This window comes from Microbulbifer mixtoriginis (SeqCode) (genome assembly GCF_052467515.1).
The window spans coordinates 746,986-764,587 of sequence record NZ_CP174314.1 but is presented as its reverse complement, the minus strand read 5'-3'; the positions used below and the strand labels follow the sequence as shown (position 1 = coordinate 764,587).

Annotated in this window: 17 protein-coding genes; 13 read left to right on the top strand and 4 right to left on the bottom strand. The window is 54.6% G+C overall.

The features are described from left to right. Positions 1 to 105 precede the first annotated feature (105 nt). Both ACJJIT_RS03180 and ACJJIT_RS03175 read left to right on the top strand, forming a co-directional pair. Positions 106 to 1,161, top strand: a complete 1,056-nt coding sequence (locus tag ACJJIT_RS03180) for a S1C family serine protease (RefSeq protein ID WP_444883910.1) — start codon at positions 106 to 108, stop codon at positions 1,159 to 1,161. Positions 1,162 to 1,258: 97 nt separating this feature from the next. Further along, a complete protein-coding gene (locus ACJJIT_RS03175; RefSeq protein WP_252083158.1) occupies positions 1,259 to 1,603 on the top strand; it encodes a Rieske (2Fe-2S) protein in 345 nt (114 codons plus the stop codon). A gap of 49 nt (positions 1,604 to 1,652) precedes the next feature. Here ACJJIT_RS03175 and sfsA read toward each other — a convergent pair whose 3' ends face one another. Then, positions 1,653 to 2,351 carry a DNA/RNA nuclease SfsA gene (sfsA, locus tag ACJJIT_RS03170; RefSeq protein ID WP_444889520.1) on the bottom strand — a complete coding sequence of 233 codons (699 nt, stop codon included), beginning with the start codon at positions 2,349 to 2,351 and terminating at the stop codon, positions 1,653 to 1,655. A 254-nt stretch (positions 2,352 to 2,605) separates the two neighbouring features. Here sfsA and dksA point away from each other — a divergent pair, with 254 nt between their 5' ends. The 11 genes from dksA (at position 2,606) to ACJJIT_RS03115 (ending at position 15,402) form a co-directional block, all read left to right on the top strand. Then, on the top strand, positions 2,606 to 3,043 hold the full coding sequence (dksA, locus tag ACJJIT_RS03165; protein ID WP_152454721.1) for an RNA polymerase-binding protein DksA: 438 nt from the start codon (positions 2,606 to 2,608) through the stop codon (positions 3,041 to 3,043). A gap of 78 nt (positions 3,044 to 3,121) precedes the next feature. After that, a complete protein-coding gene (gluQRS, locus tag ACJJIT_RS03160; protein ID WP_444889519.1) occupies positions 3,122 to 3,994 on the top strand; it encodes a tRNA glutamyl-Q(34) synthetase GluQRS in 873 nt (290 codons plus the stop codon). 86 nt (positions 3,995 to 4,080) lie between these two features. After that, on the top strand, positions 4,081 to 4,257 hold the full coding sequence (locus tag ACJJIT_RS03155; protein ID WP_252083161.1) for a hypothetical protein: 177 nt from the start codon (positions 4,081 to 4,083) through the stop codon (positions 4,255 to 4,257). Next, positions 4,247 to 7,207 (top strand): ATP-binding protein, encoded by a 2,961-nt coding sequence (locus tag ACJJIT_RS03150; protein WP_444899953.1) that lies wholly within the window; start codon positions 4,247 to 4,249, stop codon positions 7,205 to 7,207. The genes ACJJIT_RS03155 and ACJJIT_RS03150 overlap by 11 nt, the downstream gene beginning before the upstream one ends. Before the next feature lie 127 nt (positions 7,208 to 7,334). Beyond that, positions 7,335 to 8,726 (top strand): sigma-54-dependent transcriptional regulator, encoded by a 1,392-nt coding sequence (locus ACJJIT_RS03145; protein WP_444899952.1) that lies wholly within the window; start codon positions 7,335 to 7,337, stop codon positions 8,724 to 8,726. A gap of 855 nt (positions 8,727 to 9,581) precedes the next feature. Next, positions 9,582 to 10,961, top strand: coding sequence for a polynucleotide adenylyltransferase PcnB (gene pcnB / locus ACJJIT_RS03140; protein ID WP_444899951.1), 1,380 nt, complete (start codon positions 9,582 to 9,584; stop codon positions 10,959 to 10,961). Then, entirely contained in the window at positions 10,961 to 11,437 is a 477-nt protein-coding gene (folK, locus tag ACJJIT_RS03135) for a 2-amino-4-hydroxy-6-hydroxymethyldihydropteridine diphosphokinase (protein ID WP_444899950.1), read from the top strand. The genes pcnB and folK overlap by 1 nt, the downstream gene beginning before the upstream one ends. A gap of 108 nt (positions 11,438 to 11,545) precedes the next feature. After that, a complete protein-coding gene (locus tag ACJJIT_RS03130) occupies positions 11,546 to 12,232 on the top strand; it encodes a deoxynucleoside kinase (protein WP_252083166.1) in 687 nt (228 codons plus the stop codon). Between the two features lie 5 nt (positions 12,233 to 12,237). Next, positions 12,238 to 13,050, top strand: coding sequence for a 3-methyl-2-oxobutanoate hydroxymethyltransferase (panB, locus tag ACJJIT_RS03125; RefSeq protein ID WP_252083167.1), 813 nt, complete (start codon positions 12,238 to 12,240; stop codon positions 13,048 to 13,050). Positions 13,051 to 13,139: 89 nt separating this feature from the next. Continuing rightward, entirely contained in the window at positions 13,140 to 13,931 is a 792-nt protein-coding gene (locus ACJJIT_RS03120; RefSeq protein WP_444899949.1) for an acyl-CoA thioesterase, read from the top strand. A gap of 433 nt (positions 13,932 to 14,364) precedes the next feature. After that, positions 14,365 to 15,402, top strand: coding sequence for an endonuclease/exonuclease/phosphatase family protein (locus ACJJIT_RS03115; protein ID WP_444899948.1), 1,038 nt, complete (start codon positions 14,365 to 14,367; stop codon positions 15,400 to 15,402). A 40-nt stretch (positions 15,403 to 15,442) separates the two neighbouring features. Here ACJJIT_RS03115 and ACJJIT_RS03110 read toward each other — a convergent pair whose 3' ends face one another. The 3 genes from ACJJIT_RS03110 to ACJJIT_RS03100 form a co-directional block, all read right to left on the bottom strand. Then, the gene (locus ACJJIT_RS03110) at positions 15,443 to 16,417 is read right to left on the bottom strand and encodes a zinc transporter ZntB (RefSeq protein WP_444899947.1); all 975 of its coding nucleotides are present in this window, start codon (positions 16,415 to 16,417) and stop codon (positions 15,443 to 15,445) included. 115 nt (positions 16,418 to 16,532) lie between these two features. Beyond that, a complete protein-coding gene (locus tag ACJJIT_RS03105) occupies positions 16,533 to 16,943 on the bottom strand; it encodes a GFA family protein (RefSeq protein WP_444899946.1) in 411 nt (136 codons plus the stop codon). Further along, positions 16,936 to 17,586 carry a hypothetical protein gene (locus ACJJIT_RS03100; RefSeq protein WP_444899945.1) on the bottom strand — a complete coding sequence of 217 codons (651 nt, stop codon included), beginning with the start codon at positions 17,584 to 17,586 and terminating at the stop codon, positions 16,936 to 16,938. The genes ACJJIT_RS03105 and ACJJIT_RS03100 overlap by 8 nt, the downstream gene beginning before the upstream one ends. Between the last annotated feature and the right edge of the window lie 16 nt (positions 17,587 to 17,602).

Genomic DNA, 17,602 nt, shown 5'->3' with positions numbered 1-17,602 from the left:
ACGTTTTAGGGGCGGGTTTTAATTCATTGCCGCGCCCCCATCTTCACTCCCTCACAACGAGCAAAGTAAACTTTTCATTAAAGTGCTAAAGCGAAGACAGCGACCATGACACCGCTTAAAACTCTGCCCATTATTCTGTCGATCCTTTTATTCATTCTCAGTGCTCCCCTGTACGCAGAGGTACAGGAGTTCGCCACAGATGATGAACGCAACACCATGCAGGTGTTTAATTTTGCCAGCCCCTCTGTGGTGTATGTCACCAATGAAACCCTGGTTCGCGATCGCAGAACCCTGCGCCTGCATGCAGTACCCAAAGGCGCCGGCAGTGGATTTATCTGGGATGAACAGGGTCACGTTGTGACCAATTTCCATGTCATCGAGGGCGCGCGTAAAGTCACAATCACCCTGCAGGACCGCAGTGAGTGGCCCGCCACTGTAGTGGGTTCCGCTCCAGAAAAAGATCTGGCGGTGTTGAAAATCGAGGCTCCGAAAAAATTACTTAAACCACTGGTTGCCGGTACTTCCAGTGAACTCTCTGTGGGCCGAAAAGTACTCGCCATCGGCAACCCCTTTGGCCTCGATACCACCCTAACCACCGGGGTGGTCAGCGCGTTGGGGCGTGAAATCGAGGCCGCCAACAACCGCACCATTCGCAATGTGATTCAAACCGATGCCGCCATTAATCCCGGCAACTCTGGCGGTCCTCTGCTCGATTCCCTCGGCCGTCTGATCGGGGTAAATACCGCCATCTATAGCCCCAGCGGTGCCAGTGTGGGCATCGGTTTTGCTATTCCTGTGGATACTGTAAAGAAAATAGTGCCGCAACTGATTAACTACGGCCGCCTGGTGCGACCGATTCTCGGCATTGAATCCGCACCGGATCAGTGGAGCAGCCGCTACGGTTTTGAAGGTGTGGCGGTGCTGCGTACAGCCCCTGGTATGCCGGCGGAAAAAGCCGGTTTACAAGGCATTTATCGCACACGCCAAGGGGGCTGGCAGCTCGGAGACGTTATCGTGGAAGTCGAACAGCAACCCGTCCGCAGCTACGACGACCTGCTCAACGCACTGGAGAAGTACCGCGCCGGCGACCAGATCACTTTGGGGATAATGCGCAACGGGACAATCCGCTACACCTCGATTACACTCGCGGCGCCCCAATAACTCGGGGCAGAATCTGGCGCAACTTCCCCAAGTCAACCTATCTGGAGAGAAGGCGCCGCAATAACGAATAAATCATTGCGCCTAAGGCCGACCAGTTATGCAGAAATACTTCCTGTGCCGTTACGAGGAATTAGCGGAAGGGCAATCCAAGGGCTTCTCCCTCGGTGACACCGCCGCCGGCACCGACAATGTGTTTGCGGTAATGAAAGGGGGCGAGGTTTTCGCCTATAAAAACACCTGCCCCCATCGCGGTATCAATCTCGACTGGCAGGAAGACCAGTTCCTCGATCCCGATGGCGCACTGATCCAATGCGCCTCCCATGGGGCGCTGTTCACCATTGAAACCGGCGAGTGTATTGCCGGGCCCTGCACCGGCGATTCACTGACTCCCATACCCGTCGAATACGCCCAAGACGGCCTCTACGCCCTGCTGCCTGAATAAGATTTTACTGGCTGGGTGGCCCCCACCCGACCAGTTACTCTAAATTCCCTCAGCGAAACGGCAGAGCTTCGCCTAAAACGATTTCATCGGCGCTCATCCGCGCACGGTAAGCGAGCACCTGCACACCGGCTGAGATAGCACTGTCGAGAGCTTTAGCATAAGCCGGGTCAATTTCTCGCGCTGCCTCTACGCTATCTATGCCACTGTGCTGTACACAGTAAAAAAGCACTGCACGCACACCACTCTCAGCCAACTTCTGTAACTCACGCAGGTGCTTAGCACCGCGAGCACTCACCGCATCGGGAAAATAACCCCGCGCACCATCCGCCAGGGTGACATTCTTAACTTCCACATAGCAGTCGCCAGCATCGCCAGACAACAGAAAATCGATGCGGCTGTTTTCTTCGCCATAACGCACTTCCCGACGCAGGGATTCATACCCTTGCAACTCACTAACCACACCGGAATTTATTGCCTCTTCCACCAGGGCATTCGCGCGCCCAGTATTAACGCCGGCCAGAGATCCATCCGGTGTTGTACAAATTTCCAGCGTGTGGCGGTACTTGCGCTTGGGATTGCCCGAGTCCGAATACCAACAGGCGCCGCCTTCGATCCAGCAATTTTTCATAGAACCGGTATTTGGGCAGTGGATGGTAAATTTCTCGCCATCAGCCGTCTCCACATCAGCGAGGAAACGTTTGTAGCGGCGCAACAGGGTGGCCTTTTGTAACTCAGGGGAAAACTTCACTGGCTGGCACTCTTGTACATTTCAGCGCCACAAAATAGCAGACAACTATTTGTGGCGCGAATCGCGCAGATTTGATAGCTTCCTCGCTCTCGGTCGCCGGGGTACCGGCAATCGGGGCAAGGATTAGCCTGCCACCGCAACTGATTTGATAGGTGAAAAAAGCATCACCCAAAAAGATTCCGGTCTAGGCTAGATTGAATTTGGTGGTATCGCCCCCATTATCGGGGGCCCGTAAAGAAAGAGAGGCAACGACTATGCCCAAAACTGCTGCGAGCACCGATTCTCTGCACGGCTTTGAGCCCTACAAGGAGACTAAGGGCGAAGAGTACATGAATGAGAAGCAGCAGGAGCATTTCCGCAACTTGCTGTTGGCCTGGAAGGCCGAACTGATGGCGGAAGTGGACCGCACCGTTTCCCACATGAAAGACGAGGCTGCAAACTTTCCCGATCCCGCTGATCGTGCGAGCCAGGAAGAGGAGTTCAGCCTTGAACTTCGCACCCGCGATCGCGAGCGCAAGCTGATTAAGAAAATCGACGCCACCCTGGAACTGATCGACCAGGATGATTACGGTTTCTGTGAAGCTTGTGGGGTCGATATTGGTATCCGCCGTCTTGAAGCGCGCCCCACCGCAACCCTGTGTGTGGACTGCAAAACCCTGGCGGAAATCAAAGAAAAACAGCTTTCCGGCTGATTTTTTCCCATCGTATTGCGGCGATCACCCTTGATCGCCCGGCTCGACAGGGCGGTCGACGGGACCGCCCCTATCACTTTGAATAGTAAAACGCCCTATTTCGGTCGCTTCGCGCCTTCGCCGAGCGGTCCTCTGCATTTCGGCTCGCTAGTGTGCGCACTCGGCAGCTATCTGGACGCCCTTGCGCATGGCGGGCACTGGCTCGTGCGTATGGAAGATCTCGACCCCCCGCGCGAGGAGCCCGGCGCAGCCACTCGAATACTGAAATCCCTGGAATCCCATGGGCTGCACTGGCACGGCCCCGTGGTGTGGCAAAGTAAGCGCCACGCCCAGTACGAGGCAGTCCTGTCACAGTTACGCCAACGCGGACTCCTATATCCATGTCATTGCTCACGCAGCCAGATCCGTCAAAATGGTGGGCACGACAATCAAGCCTGCCGGATAAAAGACGGGGGCACAGGTGCCTGCGCCCTGCGCCTGTCCTGTGCCGGAGGCGAGGAGCACTTCGAAGATATCTGGCGCGGGCCCCAATCCCAGCCAGTGCGTGAAGACACCATTCTCAAGCGCCGCGATGGCCTCTACGCCTATCAGCTGGCGGTAGTGGTCGATGATATTGCCCAGGGCATTACTCATATCGTGCGCGGAACGGACCTGCTCGACACCACCGCTGCACAAATTCGCCTGTTTCACCTGCTCGATAACAGAGCACCGATCTTCGGCCACCTACCGCTGGTCATGGGACCGGGGGGGGCGCAAAAACTCAGCAAACAAAACCACGCACCGGCCATCGACGACAACCGAGCCGCTAGCAATCTCTGCACCGCACTGGATTTTCTCGGCTTTCATGTCGCGGATGGGCTGGAGGGCGAGGCGCCAGAACATATTCTCAAGTGGGCTGCTGCACGCTGGCAGCGTCACCAGATCGATAAACGCGACCGACAATTGCACTGATCGTTGGAGGCAATTAACATTTTTGCGCCAGCCGACAGGCTCGCCATTTAACTTTTCACCCTCCACGCGGATTTACATAACAACCTATGAGCAACCGCACCCTGCTAATCCTGCTCGTGCTGGTGGGCTATGTGTTCTCCCCCACCATATTTACCTGGATGATCAACCCCGTTGGCGCCTGGTACCGGCCCTTTATCCTTTGGTTCGTTTTGATCCTGCTGGCGATTTTTATCCAGTGGAGGCGCAACTCGAATGAGCTTTGAGATCGCCCATATCGCCCTGATCGGGGTTGCCTATATCGCTACCTTGTTCTTTGTCGCTTTCGCCACTTCCAAGGGCTGGCTGCCCGCACGCTGGGTGCGCCATCCACTGGTGTACGTACTCTCGCTGGGGGTCTCTCTATCCGCCTGGACGTTCTATGGCATTGTCGACCTCGCATGGCAATACGGCTACGGGGTGCTTGCCTACTACCTGGGCACCGGTGCCATGTTCTTATTTGCGCCTGTGGCACTGGAGCCCCTGGCGCGCCTGGCCCAACGCTACCAGCTCTACTCCCCCGCAGACCTGCTGGTTTTCCGCTATCACAGCCGCCAGGTGGGCACCCTGGCCACCCTGTTTATGCTATTGGCGCTATTACCATTGGTCGCCCTACAGATCCAGGCGGTGTCGGAAACCTTGGCACTGCTGTCACGAGACAGCGTTGCTGCCCTCGGCCTGCCCGACAGTGGTGTTTCCAGTAAAAACCTGATCGCCTTTTTCTACTGTGTGCTGTTGGCAGTCTTCACCAGTATGTATGGCGCCACCCGCGAGCGCGGTGAGGGCCTCGCCAGTGCCATGGCACTGGAATCCCTGGTTAAACTGGTGGCTCTGACCGCGGTCGGTGGTTATGCCGTTTACGGTGTGTTCGGCGGTTTCTCAGGGCTCGACCAATGGCTGCTGGAAAACAATGATATGCAACAGCTGCTTTACACTCCCATTGAACAGGGCTCCTCGCATACGCTGCTGTTAGTCTTTATCGCTACCGCCGTGGCCATGCCACATATCTTTTACCTCAGCATCGCCGAGCGCCCCACCGGCCAGGCCCTGCGCACCGCCAGCTGGGGTTTTCCGCTTTTCCTGTTGCTAATGGCGCTGCCGATCTTTCCGATTATGTGGGCGGGCTTCGCCCTGGATGTGGCTGAACCGGTACAGTACTTCTCGCTGGCGGTACCGCGTGCCAGTGGCTCAGCGTTGCTCACAACACTGGCCTTTATCGGCGGGCTCTCCGCCGCAACCGGCGCACTGATTATGATCACCCTGGCATTATCTACCATGGTCATGAATCACTGGCTGCTACCGGGCACCCGCTGGGACTCCGAAGACAATATGTACCGCCAGTTGGTGTGGCTACGCCGCGCTTTAATCGCTGCATTGTTTATCGCGGGTTTTGCCTTTTACCTGCTGCTGGACAATCGCCTAACCCTGTCGGATTTAGCCCTGCTGGCCTTTATCGGTTCACTGCAGTTCCTACCGGGTATCTTCGCTGTTATTCACTGGCCGCGAGGCAATCGACGCGGCCTGATTGGTGGACTTCTGGCGGGGATGTTGATCTGGGGTTGCGGCCTGTTGCTGCCATCGGTATTCGAACTAACCGGTATCACCCTACCGGGTACTTCTCTGCAGATACCCCTGGGCATGTCCATCTGGACCCAGGTCACTACCCTGTCTCTCGGTGTCAACATACTTCTATTCGTCAGCCTCTCGCTGTTCACTTCAACGAGCAGCCTGGAGCAATACGCCGCCGACCTATGCAGTGACGACACCATCGCCCAAGCCCTGCGCCTGGGGCTCGATGTACAGTCCGCAGCGGACTTTCGCCTGCGCCTGGCGGAGAGCCTAGGGGCGGCCACCGCCAACACCGAGGTGAAGCGCGCCCTCAATCAGCTCAACCTGCCCGATAACGAGCGTCGCCCCTACGCCCTGCGCCAGCTGCGCAATCGTATTGAATCCAACCTATCCGGACTGCTCGGGCGGGTACTAGCCGGCCAGATTATCGATCGCCACTTTCCCTTTCAGAACAGCGATCAGCCGGCCAACAAGGATATCCACCTGATCGAGACACGCCTGGGGCGTTACAAGCACCAGTTGACTGGGCTGGCGGCAGAGCTGAACAATTTGCGGCTTTACCACCGGCAAATGCTGGAGGAGCTGCCCATGGCCGCCTGCTCTCTGGGGCGCGACGGCGAGATACTGTTGTGGAATTACGCCATGCAGGATCTCACCGGGATTGCCGCCGTTGAGGTAATTGGCTCCAAGCTGGAATATCTGGCAGAGCCCTGGCGGAGTCTGCTAGCGGAGTTTGCCGAATCTAGCGATGCCAGCCGCTTCAAGCAGCAAGTCAGTCTCAGCGGCAACAGCCACTGGCTCAACCTGCACAAAACCCGGCAGAAACGCAGCCGCAGCGGGCGGGCCCGCAACCAGCGTGGCGATGGGCAGATGCTACTGCTCGAGGACATCACCGAGACCCAGACTCTGGAGCAGGAGCTGATTCACAGCGAACGCCTGGCCTCGGTGGGACGCCTCGCCGCCGGTGTCGCCCACGAGGTGGGCAACCCAGTGACCGGTATCGCCTGCCTGGCACAGAATCTCCAGTTCGATTGCGACAACCCGGAAGTGCTGGAAACCGCCGACCAAATCCTCAGCCAGACCCAGCGCATCAGCCGCATCGTACACTCACTGGTGAATTTCTCTCACAGTGGCAGCCAAGAGAGCGAGCGGGCTCCGGTAGACCTCTACGCCTGTGTGCAGGAAGCGGTGCACCTGCTATCCCTGCAACGGGATAAAACCGAGGTGCGCTTCGAAAATGCAGTCCCAGCAGATCTGATCGCCCCCGGGGATAACCAGCGTCTGATCCAGGTATTTATCAACCTGCTCAGCAATGCCCGCGACGCCAGCCCGGATGGCGGTCTCATCCGCATTGAAGGTCGAGAAGCCAAAGGTTGTGCCTGTGTGTCAGTCACCGACGACGGCCCCGGTATCTCTGCCCAACACCGCGAGCGTATTCTGGAACCCTTCTTCACCACCAAGGAACCCGGAGAAGGTACAGGCCTGGGCTTGGCCATGGTGTACAGCATTGTTGAGGAGCACGGAGGGCAGCTAGAGCTGGAGAGCCCAGCCAATCCGGAGACCGGCCGCGGCGCCAGATTTACTGTACAGCTGCCCTTGGCAGGCTAAGGCTCCAGCCGGCAAACCGGCCAGGAACTGGGCAAAAATAACCCGGTTATCCGTTTTTGAGTTGCATCGAAACGGCGGCCGGGTAAAACTAGGCGTTTATTGAGCATTTTGTAACCAGGCGTAACATATGAGCCACATCCTGATCGTCGAAGATGAAGCCATTATTCGAACGGCGCTGCGCAAACTGTTAGAGCGGCACCGATATAAGGTCAGTGAGGCGGGCTCAGTCAGGGAGGCCCTTAGTAAGCACCGGGTCAATGAAGTTGACCTGGTTATCTCAGACCTGCGCCTACCCGGTGCACCGGGCACCGACTTGCTCAAACATGCCGGTGAAGTACCGGTATTGATCATGACCAGTTACGCCAGCCTGCGCTCCGCTGTGGACTCCATGCGCATGGGCGCCGCGGACTATATCGCCAAGCCATTCGACCACGACGAGATGCTCGCCACCGTGCGCCGCGTCATCGGCAAGGCCGAACAAAGTCGCGCCCAAGCGCCTTTGGATAAAAGTAACCCAGGCACTATCGCCGGAATGATCGGCGACAGCATAGCTATGCGCGAACTCTATAGGCGCATTCACAAAGTGGCACCCACAGACGCCACCGTACTGGTGCATGGAGAAACCGGGACCGGTAAAGAGCTGGTGGCCAAAGCTATCCATGAAGAGAGCCGCCGCGCTGGCAAGCCATTGATCTCGGTCAACTGTGCCGCCATTCCCGAGACATTGATCGAATCGGAGCTGTTTGGTTACGAAAAGGGCGCTTTTACCGGCGCCCAGAGTGCCCGCGAGGGATTGGTTGCCGCCGCTGATGGCGGCACCCTGTTTCTCGATGAAATCGGTGAACTCCCGCTAGAGGCTCAAGCACGGCTATTGCGAGTGATACAAGAGGGTGAGGTGCGCCCAATTGGCTCTATCGAGTCGCACAAAGTGGATGTGCGCCTGGTTACCGCCACCCACCGTAACCTGCGTCAACTTGCCGCTGAACGCAAGTTCCGCGAAGACCTTTACTACCGCATCAACGTGGTGCAGATGACTCTGGCACCGCTGCGCGAGCGCGGCCGCGATGTCCTTGCACTGGCAGAGCACCTTCTCGAAAAGTTCTGCACCAAAATTGAGCGCCCTCTGCTGCGCCTCTCTCCCGAGGCAGTTCAGGCAGTCACCACGTACACTTGGCCTGGTAACGTTCGCGAACTGGAGAACGCCATACAACGCGCGGTCATCCTCACCGACCGTGACAGCCGGGAAATCGACCACAAAACCCTAGATATAGACTTGGACCTGGTCCCCGTGGAGGAGGCCATCGGCGAGCCTCGCCCGCGCAGCCTGCATACCGATCCCCGCGAGGATCTCTCGCTGGAGGACTACTTCGCTCGCTTCGTAATCGAGCACCAGGACACCATGAGCGAGACCGAGCTGGCGAAAAAGCTGGGGGTCAGCCGCAAGTGCCTGTGGGAGCGTCGCCAAAAACTGGGCATTCCCCGCAAGAAAACCCGCCGCAGCGCGGTTGCCGAAGCCTGATCAACTTTCTTGGGGGCTGAGCCCCCTCCCTCACCTACGCCACACTTCCTTAACAAGTAGCCCCTTAAACTTCTCTTCAACAGGCTTTAGCCACGTCCGTGACCGCTGTCCCACTTTGTTACATCACCGGTAACAGGGGAAGTGTTACCCAAGACCTACCTCAAGTAACAGTTGCCGCACCTTACGTAACGCAATGGCACCCGGAAAAGTTCCATCAATTTTCGTAAAGATTGTAACTTATTGATTTATAAGAATTTTTAAAAGTTGGCACACTAAATGCTTTACTCTTAGTACAAAAATTAAAAACGGCCAACAATAAAAATAAATGACCGTTAAAAGCCCTATAACTACTCAAAATAAGTGGGCGAAACACAATAAAAATAATGGGGCGGCCGATAACAAAAGCAATGAGTGGCCAAAACCGCAAGAACAACAATAAACAATAACAATAATTTCGAAAGAAGAATAAAAATAACAACAAGCGCGTTGCAAACTGACTGATTTATACCTGGGAGAGGGTGTTTGCTTGATAGCAAATTAAGAGCGCAAGGAAGCCGCTGCCTTCATACCTGTAATAATAATTCCCAAACTTTTCCCCAACTTTCCGGCACCCGCAGATTGCGGGCGCATTGCTTTGCGTGTGTTAGAATCGCGCCAGCGAGTCCTCCACACTGACAGCAGATGCCATTGCCGCCCCCTGTTTTGGACTTCGCCCCCTGGGCCCGCCCAGGTACAGAGGCCCCAGTAGTGCAACAACATGCCCCAACTCCGTTGGGGAGGAAAGTGCAGGTGTAATGCCTGTCGCCACCGGAGATGTGGCCTCAGCACCAACAGGGCATTTTCGGTCACCAACAGATGGCAGCAGTCAAGACAGACAGCCGTATGCTCAATAATTTGATTAGTAGTATCAAACGCTGGCGCAAGCCGGCCAAGAAAGGCCCCAGGGTTATCGCCCGCAACGACCACAATATCTCCCGCCGGGATATCAGCCGCGCAGCCCTAACGGTCATGAAACGCCTACAGGAAGCAGGTTACCAAGCGTACATTGTCGGGGGAGGCGTGCGGGATCTAATGCTCGGCGGCCACCCCAAAGACTTCGATGTTGCCACTGACGCTACACCAGAACAGGCTAAAGTACTGTTTCGCGGCGCACGCATTGTCGGTCGGCGCTTTCGAATCCTGCACGCGCGTATTGGCCGCGAGGTTATTGAGGTCACCACTTTTCGGGGGCACCACAGCGATGGCGAGACGCACGAAGCAAAACAATCCGAACACGGTATGTTGCTGCGCGACAACGTCTACGGCGACCTGGAAAGCGATGCCATGCGCCGCGACTTTACAGTCAATGCTCTATATTACACCACCGATGGCTTCGCTATTCATGACTACACCGGGGGTGTTGAGGACATAAATAATCGCCTGATCCGCATGATCGGGGCTCCCGCTACCCGCTATAAAGAAGACCCTGTGCGGATGCTGCGTGCGGTGCGCTTCGCAGCCAAACTGGATTTTGCCATCGAACCCGCTACCGAGGCCCCGTTAAAAGAGCTGGCTCCTCTATTGCGCAATATCGCCCCCGCACGCTTGTTTGACGAGATCCTCAAACTGCTGATGAGCGGCCAGGGCGAGCGCACTTTCGAACTATTGCGCCGCTATCATCTGTGGCAGCACCTGTTCCCAGATAATGCAGCCCAAATTGAAAAGAGCCCCGCAGCACTGGAGCTGACTAAGCGCGCCCTGCGCAATACCGACCAGCGCATCCAGGCTGACATGCGCGTGACTCCCGCCTTCCTATACGCGGCCCTGTTGTGGCCGGCTGTGAATGAGGAACAGAAAAAGCTCATTGAGAAAGGGATTCCACCGGCGCCGGCACTGGCCCAGGCGGCTCAAAAAATTACCAGTAACCAACTGGCCCACACCGCTATTCCCAAGCGCTTCTCTATCCCCATGCGCGAGATATGGGATCTCCAGCATCGCCTGCCACAACGCGGCGGCAGTCGCGCCCAGCGCCAGCTGGAGCACCCCCGCTTCCGCGCCGCTTACGACTTCCTGCTATTGCGCGAAGAGTGTGGAGAAATTGAACCCGGTCTGGGCAACTGGTGGACCGACTTTCAGCAAGCCGATGATGAACAACGCCAGCAAATGGTGCGCAAACTCCAGCGCAGCGGCGGCAACAATCGACGTGGCCGCAATTCCCGTGGCGGACGCCGACGCAAGCCAAAGGCTGCCGAATAATGGAAAGGGTTTTTATCGGGCTCGGCAGTAATCTGTCTGAGCCACAAAAGCAGCTGCGCAGTGCCCTGGCGGCCATGGAGGAAATCCCCGACTGCCGCCTGCTGCGCTGCTCCAGCTTTTATCACAGTGCGCCCATAGGCCCTGGCGAGCAGCCCGATTATGTTAACGCCGTGGTTGAGCTGGAGTGCGCACTAACGCCCATTGAGTTACTCGACCAGCTGCAAACGATTGAGCAGGCTCACGGGCGCGAGCGCTCGGTGCGCTGGGGAGCGCGAACCCTCGATTTGGATGTACTTTTGTTTGGCGAACAGCAATTAGACGAGACGCGTCTGCAGGTACCGCACCCGCGTATGGCTGAGCGCAATTTTGTACTACAGCCACTCTCTGAGCTCGATCCACAACTGCAACTGCCATCGGGGGAGCTATTGCAACAGTTGCTGCAGAATTGCCCACAAAACCGCCTGGAGAAATTCTAGACAGCCTCAAATACAGCGCTAAAAGTACTCGACTGGCCGCCCCGCTTGATAGTATTTTGGCGCCTGTAACCCATCAGGGAAGACGCCCCAACCAGAGGAGTCGAACACGTGGTTATCGACAACAGCGAAACCAGTTCGTGTGAGTTTGGCCAGCCGGAGAGAACGCCACCGAAATTTATTGCCGTTGAGGGTAATATCGGAGTGGGCAAAACTACCCTCGCCAAAAAACTGGCCTGTACCTTCAATTACGACACTCTGTTGGAGCTACCCGAGGAAAACCCCTTTCTCGAACGCTTCTATCGCGACCCCAAAAACGCCGCACTACCCACCCAGTTACATTTTTTGCTGCAACGCTCTCAACAGATTCAGGCCCTGCGCCAGGATGATTTGTTTGAACCCGTGCGGGTGGCAGACTTTCTTATCGAGAAAGACCAACTGTTTGCCCAAGTCACGCTGGACGCGGATGAACTCGCGCTCTACCAACAGGTATTTCAGCATCTCACACTAGAGGCCCCCAAGCCCGACTTGGTTATTTATTTACAGGCCCCACTGGAAGTCCTGCAGGCTCGTATCCGCAATCGAGGCGTCCCAGCTGAACGGGTTATCAGCACCGAATATCTGGCCACACTCAACGACGCCTACACGCAATTTTTCCACTTTTACGACAGCTCACCGCTGTTGATTGTCAACAGTGAGGAAATCGATATCGTCGATAGCCCCGAGGATTACCAACAACTGGTGGAGTATATGCTCACCGTCACCAAGGGCCGTCATTACTACAACCCGGGAAGTTAACCGCTATGTATGCACCTTCAGAATTAGAAAAGCTCGTTACCGTGCAAACCCTGCGCAAAATGAAAGCGAACGGCGAGAAATTTATTACCGTCGCCCTCTACGATGCGCCCATGGCGGCCATGGCGCAGAAAACCGGAGTGGAAACCGTGCTGGTAGGCGACTCCCTCGGTATGACCGTACTGGGCTACGACAGCACAGTGCCGGTCACCATGGAACAGATGATCTACCACGTGGAAGCAGTGGCAAGGGGCAATAAAAAATCCCTGATCATGGGTGATATGCCATTTATGACATATGCCACACCGGAGCAAGCGCTCACAAATGCCACCCGTATCATGCAGGCTGGCGCCCATATGGTGAAGATTGAGGGTGGCGCCTGGCTTGCCGACACAGTCAAAATGCTGACAGACCGCGGTATCCCTGTTTGTGCTCACCTGGGGCTCACTCCTCAGTCCGTTCACAAGCTGGGCGGCTATAGGGTTCAGGGGCGCGACGAAAAACACGCCGAACAAATGTTGGAAGATGCGATCCTCCTAGATCAGGCTGGCGCCGACCTGCTCGTGCTCGAATGCGTGCCCAGCGCCCTGGCCAAACGCATCACAGAGTCAGTTTCCATGCCCACAATCGGTATCGGCGCTGGGCGCGATACCGATGCCCAAGTCCTGGTTATCAACGATATCCTCGGCCTTACCGAACAGCCGCCGAAATTTTCCAAGAACTTTTTAGTGGAGGCCGGCGATATCCCCGGTGCCCTGCGCAAGTATGCAGGGGACGTTAAACTCGGCGTATTCCCAGAAGACAGCCACACTTTCAATTAAGTTTCTACGGGGCCACTTAACGACAGTGCAGTGGCCCAGACACCTCCTCCGGCGGACTGCACAAAGCCCGCTCTCCCAGCGATAACACTATGACTTTTGATGAACTTCTCCTTGATTGGCGCGATAAACATGGCGCCAATGTGGTACCGACAGGCTGGAGCCAGGGCCGCGCCACTTTTGGCGGCCTGGTTGCTGCCATGCTCTATGAGAAAATGGCAGCGGAGGTGATTGCAGAAAGCAGTTTACGCTCACTCACCTTCTCCTTCGTCAGCCCGGTTAGCGCGGATGCGGTAAAAGTCGAAGCACAGCTACTGCGTGCAGGCCGCTCCGTCACCCAGGTGCAGGGCCAATTACAGCAAAATAACGCAACTGTGCTCGCTGGACTTGCCAGTTTTGGCAGCGGCAGGGAATCCTCCGTTAAAGTCGACACCCCTGCTGCTCCTGAGTTTGCCAGCCCGGATAAATGTATCGCCCTACCTTATATCGAGGGTGTGGTGCCAGAATTCACTCAGAAATATGACTATCGCATCGCTCGTGGCCAACTCCCCTTCAGTGGCACCACGGAACGGCAACTGGGTGGTTGGGTGCGTTTTAAAGACGGCAGCGAATCTACTGTAGGCATTAGCCATCTACTCACACTCATCGACGCCTGGCCACCAGCTACTCTACCGATGCTAAAAGTTCCAGCACCAGCCAGCTCACTCACCTGGACGCTGGAGCTGATGGAACCGCTACCACAACGCAGCGCGTCGGACTGGTGGCAATATTTGGCAGAGGTGGAGCAGGCTGAAGATGGCTATGCGGTGATCCAGGCGCGCCTTTGGGATAACGCGGGCAGACTCGTCGCTATATCCCGGCAAATGGTGACTATTTTTGCTTAAGCAAACTCACTACTGACCTCCCTTCTTTATAGCCGCGCCATATAGAAACCACACCCAATACCACGCAGGGCCATATTCTAATAAAGTTAAAGAAAGTGCTCTGCGACTAGGTTATTTCCTTAATTGCCAACCAGAAAATACTGACGCAGAAAAACCTGTGAGCAATCGTGTAGCTGGCGCCGCTTTATTGTCAGGATAATCTCAACTGACCGGCCTGTTAGTGTCTAACTTTTCTGACGCTGAGTATTTTCCTGGCAAAGCGTACAAATTAACGTCAATTAAAGTAAAAAATAAAATAAAAAAAACCATCCTTACTCCAATTTGTAATCTACGCTATCCATTATCCCACCCTCGAAAAATCAAAGACCGAGACAAAAAGGCCACGCCTTTTTAATTTCAATCCACCGGCGATAAGAACCATGGAGAATAAAAAATGATAAAAAAAATCTGTATATCCCTTGCTCTACTGATCAGCTATCCCGCTAGCGCGGCAGATTTTGAGGATGTATGGGATGCGATCACCTCATGCAACTGGTTCGAATTTATCGATGATGTGGATGACACGGGCTCAAAAGATCTGGATGGCTACGAGTATGGTGACACCAGCTTCGAAGATGCCAACTCAGGCAGCTTTGACATGATGGTGTATAACATGGATGGATTTTTACAATGTATTGGTGGCAACAGTAAGTCAGATTTCAAACAAATTATCCGCACTTTTAATGACGCCCCCAAGGATCTCTGGTTAATGCAGGAGGTGTGGAGTAAAACCAAAGCCAACTACCTGGATGACGATGACAAACTGAGCAACGATACGGTTCCCTATCGTTCAAAACACTGGAAAGGTGGCGGCACCTCTTTTGGTAACGGCTTGCTGACTTTTTCCAAATTTCCCTTTGACCGGGACAATCGCGACGATAACGATTATTCCTTTGCCACTTATGAAGAGGAAACTTTTGATAAATGCTCAGGAAACGATTGTGATACCGAGAAAGGTTTCACCGTGGCCAACGTTGAAGTGACGGAGAACTACCATGTACATATCTATAACACCCACATGGATGCGGGCCATCAGGATGCCGACCTAAACGCCAAGGCAAAGCAGCTTGATCAAATCGCCGATATGATTGTCTCCCACTCAAATAGTGCCACTGTTATTTTGGCAGGCGATTTCAATATGGCATTCGACGAAAATGATGATGGCTGGCGCGGTGTCAACTACCAAACCTGGAAGGCCTTTTTCGAAAAAACCGGCGGTAAGCACGCCTGCCAATATATGCTCTCTGGCAATGACACCAGCCTGGAAGCCTGCTCCGATGAGCTACAAAATGATACAGACCATGTAGTAATCATCAACAATAATCCCAACTACACGCTGGAAGTCACTGATTATTTTATCGGTTCTGCAACCTATTCTGGGTTAAGCGACCACGACCCAGTTTTTGTAGATTTTTCCTGGGTTAAACACTAATCCCTAAAAGGGCTCCTTCCACTGCAACGTGGAGGGAGCCTTAGAGCCATTTTTTCCAATAAAAAAAGGCGATTTGTCCGGCAAGTGCAGCTACTAACAAAATACAAAATACCAAGAATCCCTCTCGAGCTTGAGCCCATGGAATCCCACCAACATTAATTCCAAACAATCCAGTTAAAAAGCTCAGAGGCAGGAAAATTGCTGCAACCATCGACAATACATACATACGACTATTCAGCTGTTCGGAGCTACGGCTTAGTAGTTCCTCTTGAGCAATTGCCGCCCGTTCACGAATTGTATCTATATCATCGATATGCCGCTGCAGGCGCTCATTAATATCCGCTAGTAGGATATGGCTCCCTTCATCAAACCAGGGAGCCGACTCCTGCTGCATACGAGTTAAAACCTCCCTCTGTAGGCAGAGGTATCGGCGCAATGCTATTGTCCTCTTACGAAACTGAACCAGATTCGCCCCCAGATCTTTCACCGACCATTCGAGTAATTGATCCTCAAGTTCATCGACCTTTTCCTCAAAGTCATCAACCCGGTCTCCCATACGCAGCACTAGTAAATCTGCCAGGGACACTACCAATGCCGCTGTCCCCCGTGGCCCACAACCACTGCTCAACCGGGAGATCAAATCCTCCTCAGCCAACAGGCGTCTCTTACCAATACTGATGACACGATTCTCTTCCACCCATATTCGAATAGAGACCCGGCTCTCTCTCCGTGCTTTATGCTTTGGATCGACTCCACACAAAGCTAGAAATAATCCATTACCTACAGCCAGGGTACGCGGTCGCACCTCTTTGGCCAGTAATGCTTCTTTAACCACAGTAGGCAATTCACTACTATCGCTTACCCAAGCTAAAACCTCTTCGCAAGCACTATCAAAATGGAGCCACAACACCCCCTGGCGGGGATGCCAAGACTCCACCTCCGGCCAAGCCACTTCTCGGCCCGATCCATTTCGATCGAGCAAGGTTGCACGAACGTGCTCAGATTCCATGGACATAGACTTCCATTTACTGAACTTTCATTTAAAAAATTGCACCCCATAGGAGCGCTCTTAAACCTCACCCAACAAACAAAATTAAGTTACAAGAACATCCAGACATAACGCATACGGATTACTCGGCCTGACTCAAGTGCGCTAATCCCGCAGCATTCTGTTCCCAATTTTGCCCATCAAATGGCTCGACTTCTAATTCCTGCGGCACAATATCGAGACAACGCGCATTGAGGCTGTAACCATCGGGATTGGAGCGCGGTATGTAAAAGGGTTTTACACCGCAATGACGGCAAAAATAGTGTTTTGCCACACCCGTATTAAAAGTGTAACAAGTGAGGGCTCCCTCTCCCCGCTCCAGCTGGAAGTTTGCCGCAGGTACGATCAGATGTAAGTAACCCACCTTTTCGCACATAGAGCAATTACAGGCGTGCGCCACCAGCGGCTCTCCATTTTGGCGACGATGTATCGCACGAAAGCGCACAGCATCACAGTGGCAACCGCCCTGCAGCGGCAAGATAACTTCACTCATTATTAGATTGATCCAGATTAAATAATGGACGTGCCCACAATAGAGATAAAATTGAGAGGGCAAGAAGTAGGTGGAACCAATTAGTACGGGCAAGGCCCAACAGTCGTGAAGCTCCGGTGCCAATAAAGAGCCCATTAAACACTACTAACAGTGCACCAGCGCCAATTACCAGGGCTTGGTTGCGCTTGAGCCGGCGCGGCGCTATCAGCTCCAATAATGCTACCATTAACCACAGTACCAGCCCCACAGTAGAAAAGAGGTCGATCACTGTAAGGGCTGACATGCTGGTACTTTGCGCGAGACCAATTGCCCCAGCCAATATCAAAACCATTACCAGATAAGCCGGCGCGCGAGTATCTCGGCCCCAAGATATTTCCAGGCGTGCCCAGGCAAGACCTATGCCGATCAGCAGGAAGGAGGCAAAACCGGAGATCTGCGCAAGTGCCCGATGCAGCTCTGTCACTCCAGGATCAATGCCATAGCGATAAGCGCCCACCAGGGCGGCCAGGGCCATAATCATCAGGGCGGCCACGATTATCAGAGCTGCCGATTGAAAGCGCGCGCGGGTGAGATACCAATACTGGTTGGCAACCAGCAGGCTAGCGAGCCCAAGGAGTGCATCGAGAAGCCAGTAGTTGTGCAAAATTTTCCCCTTTTTC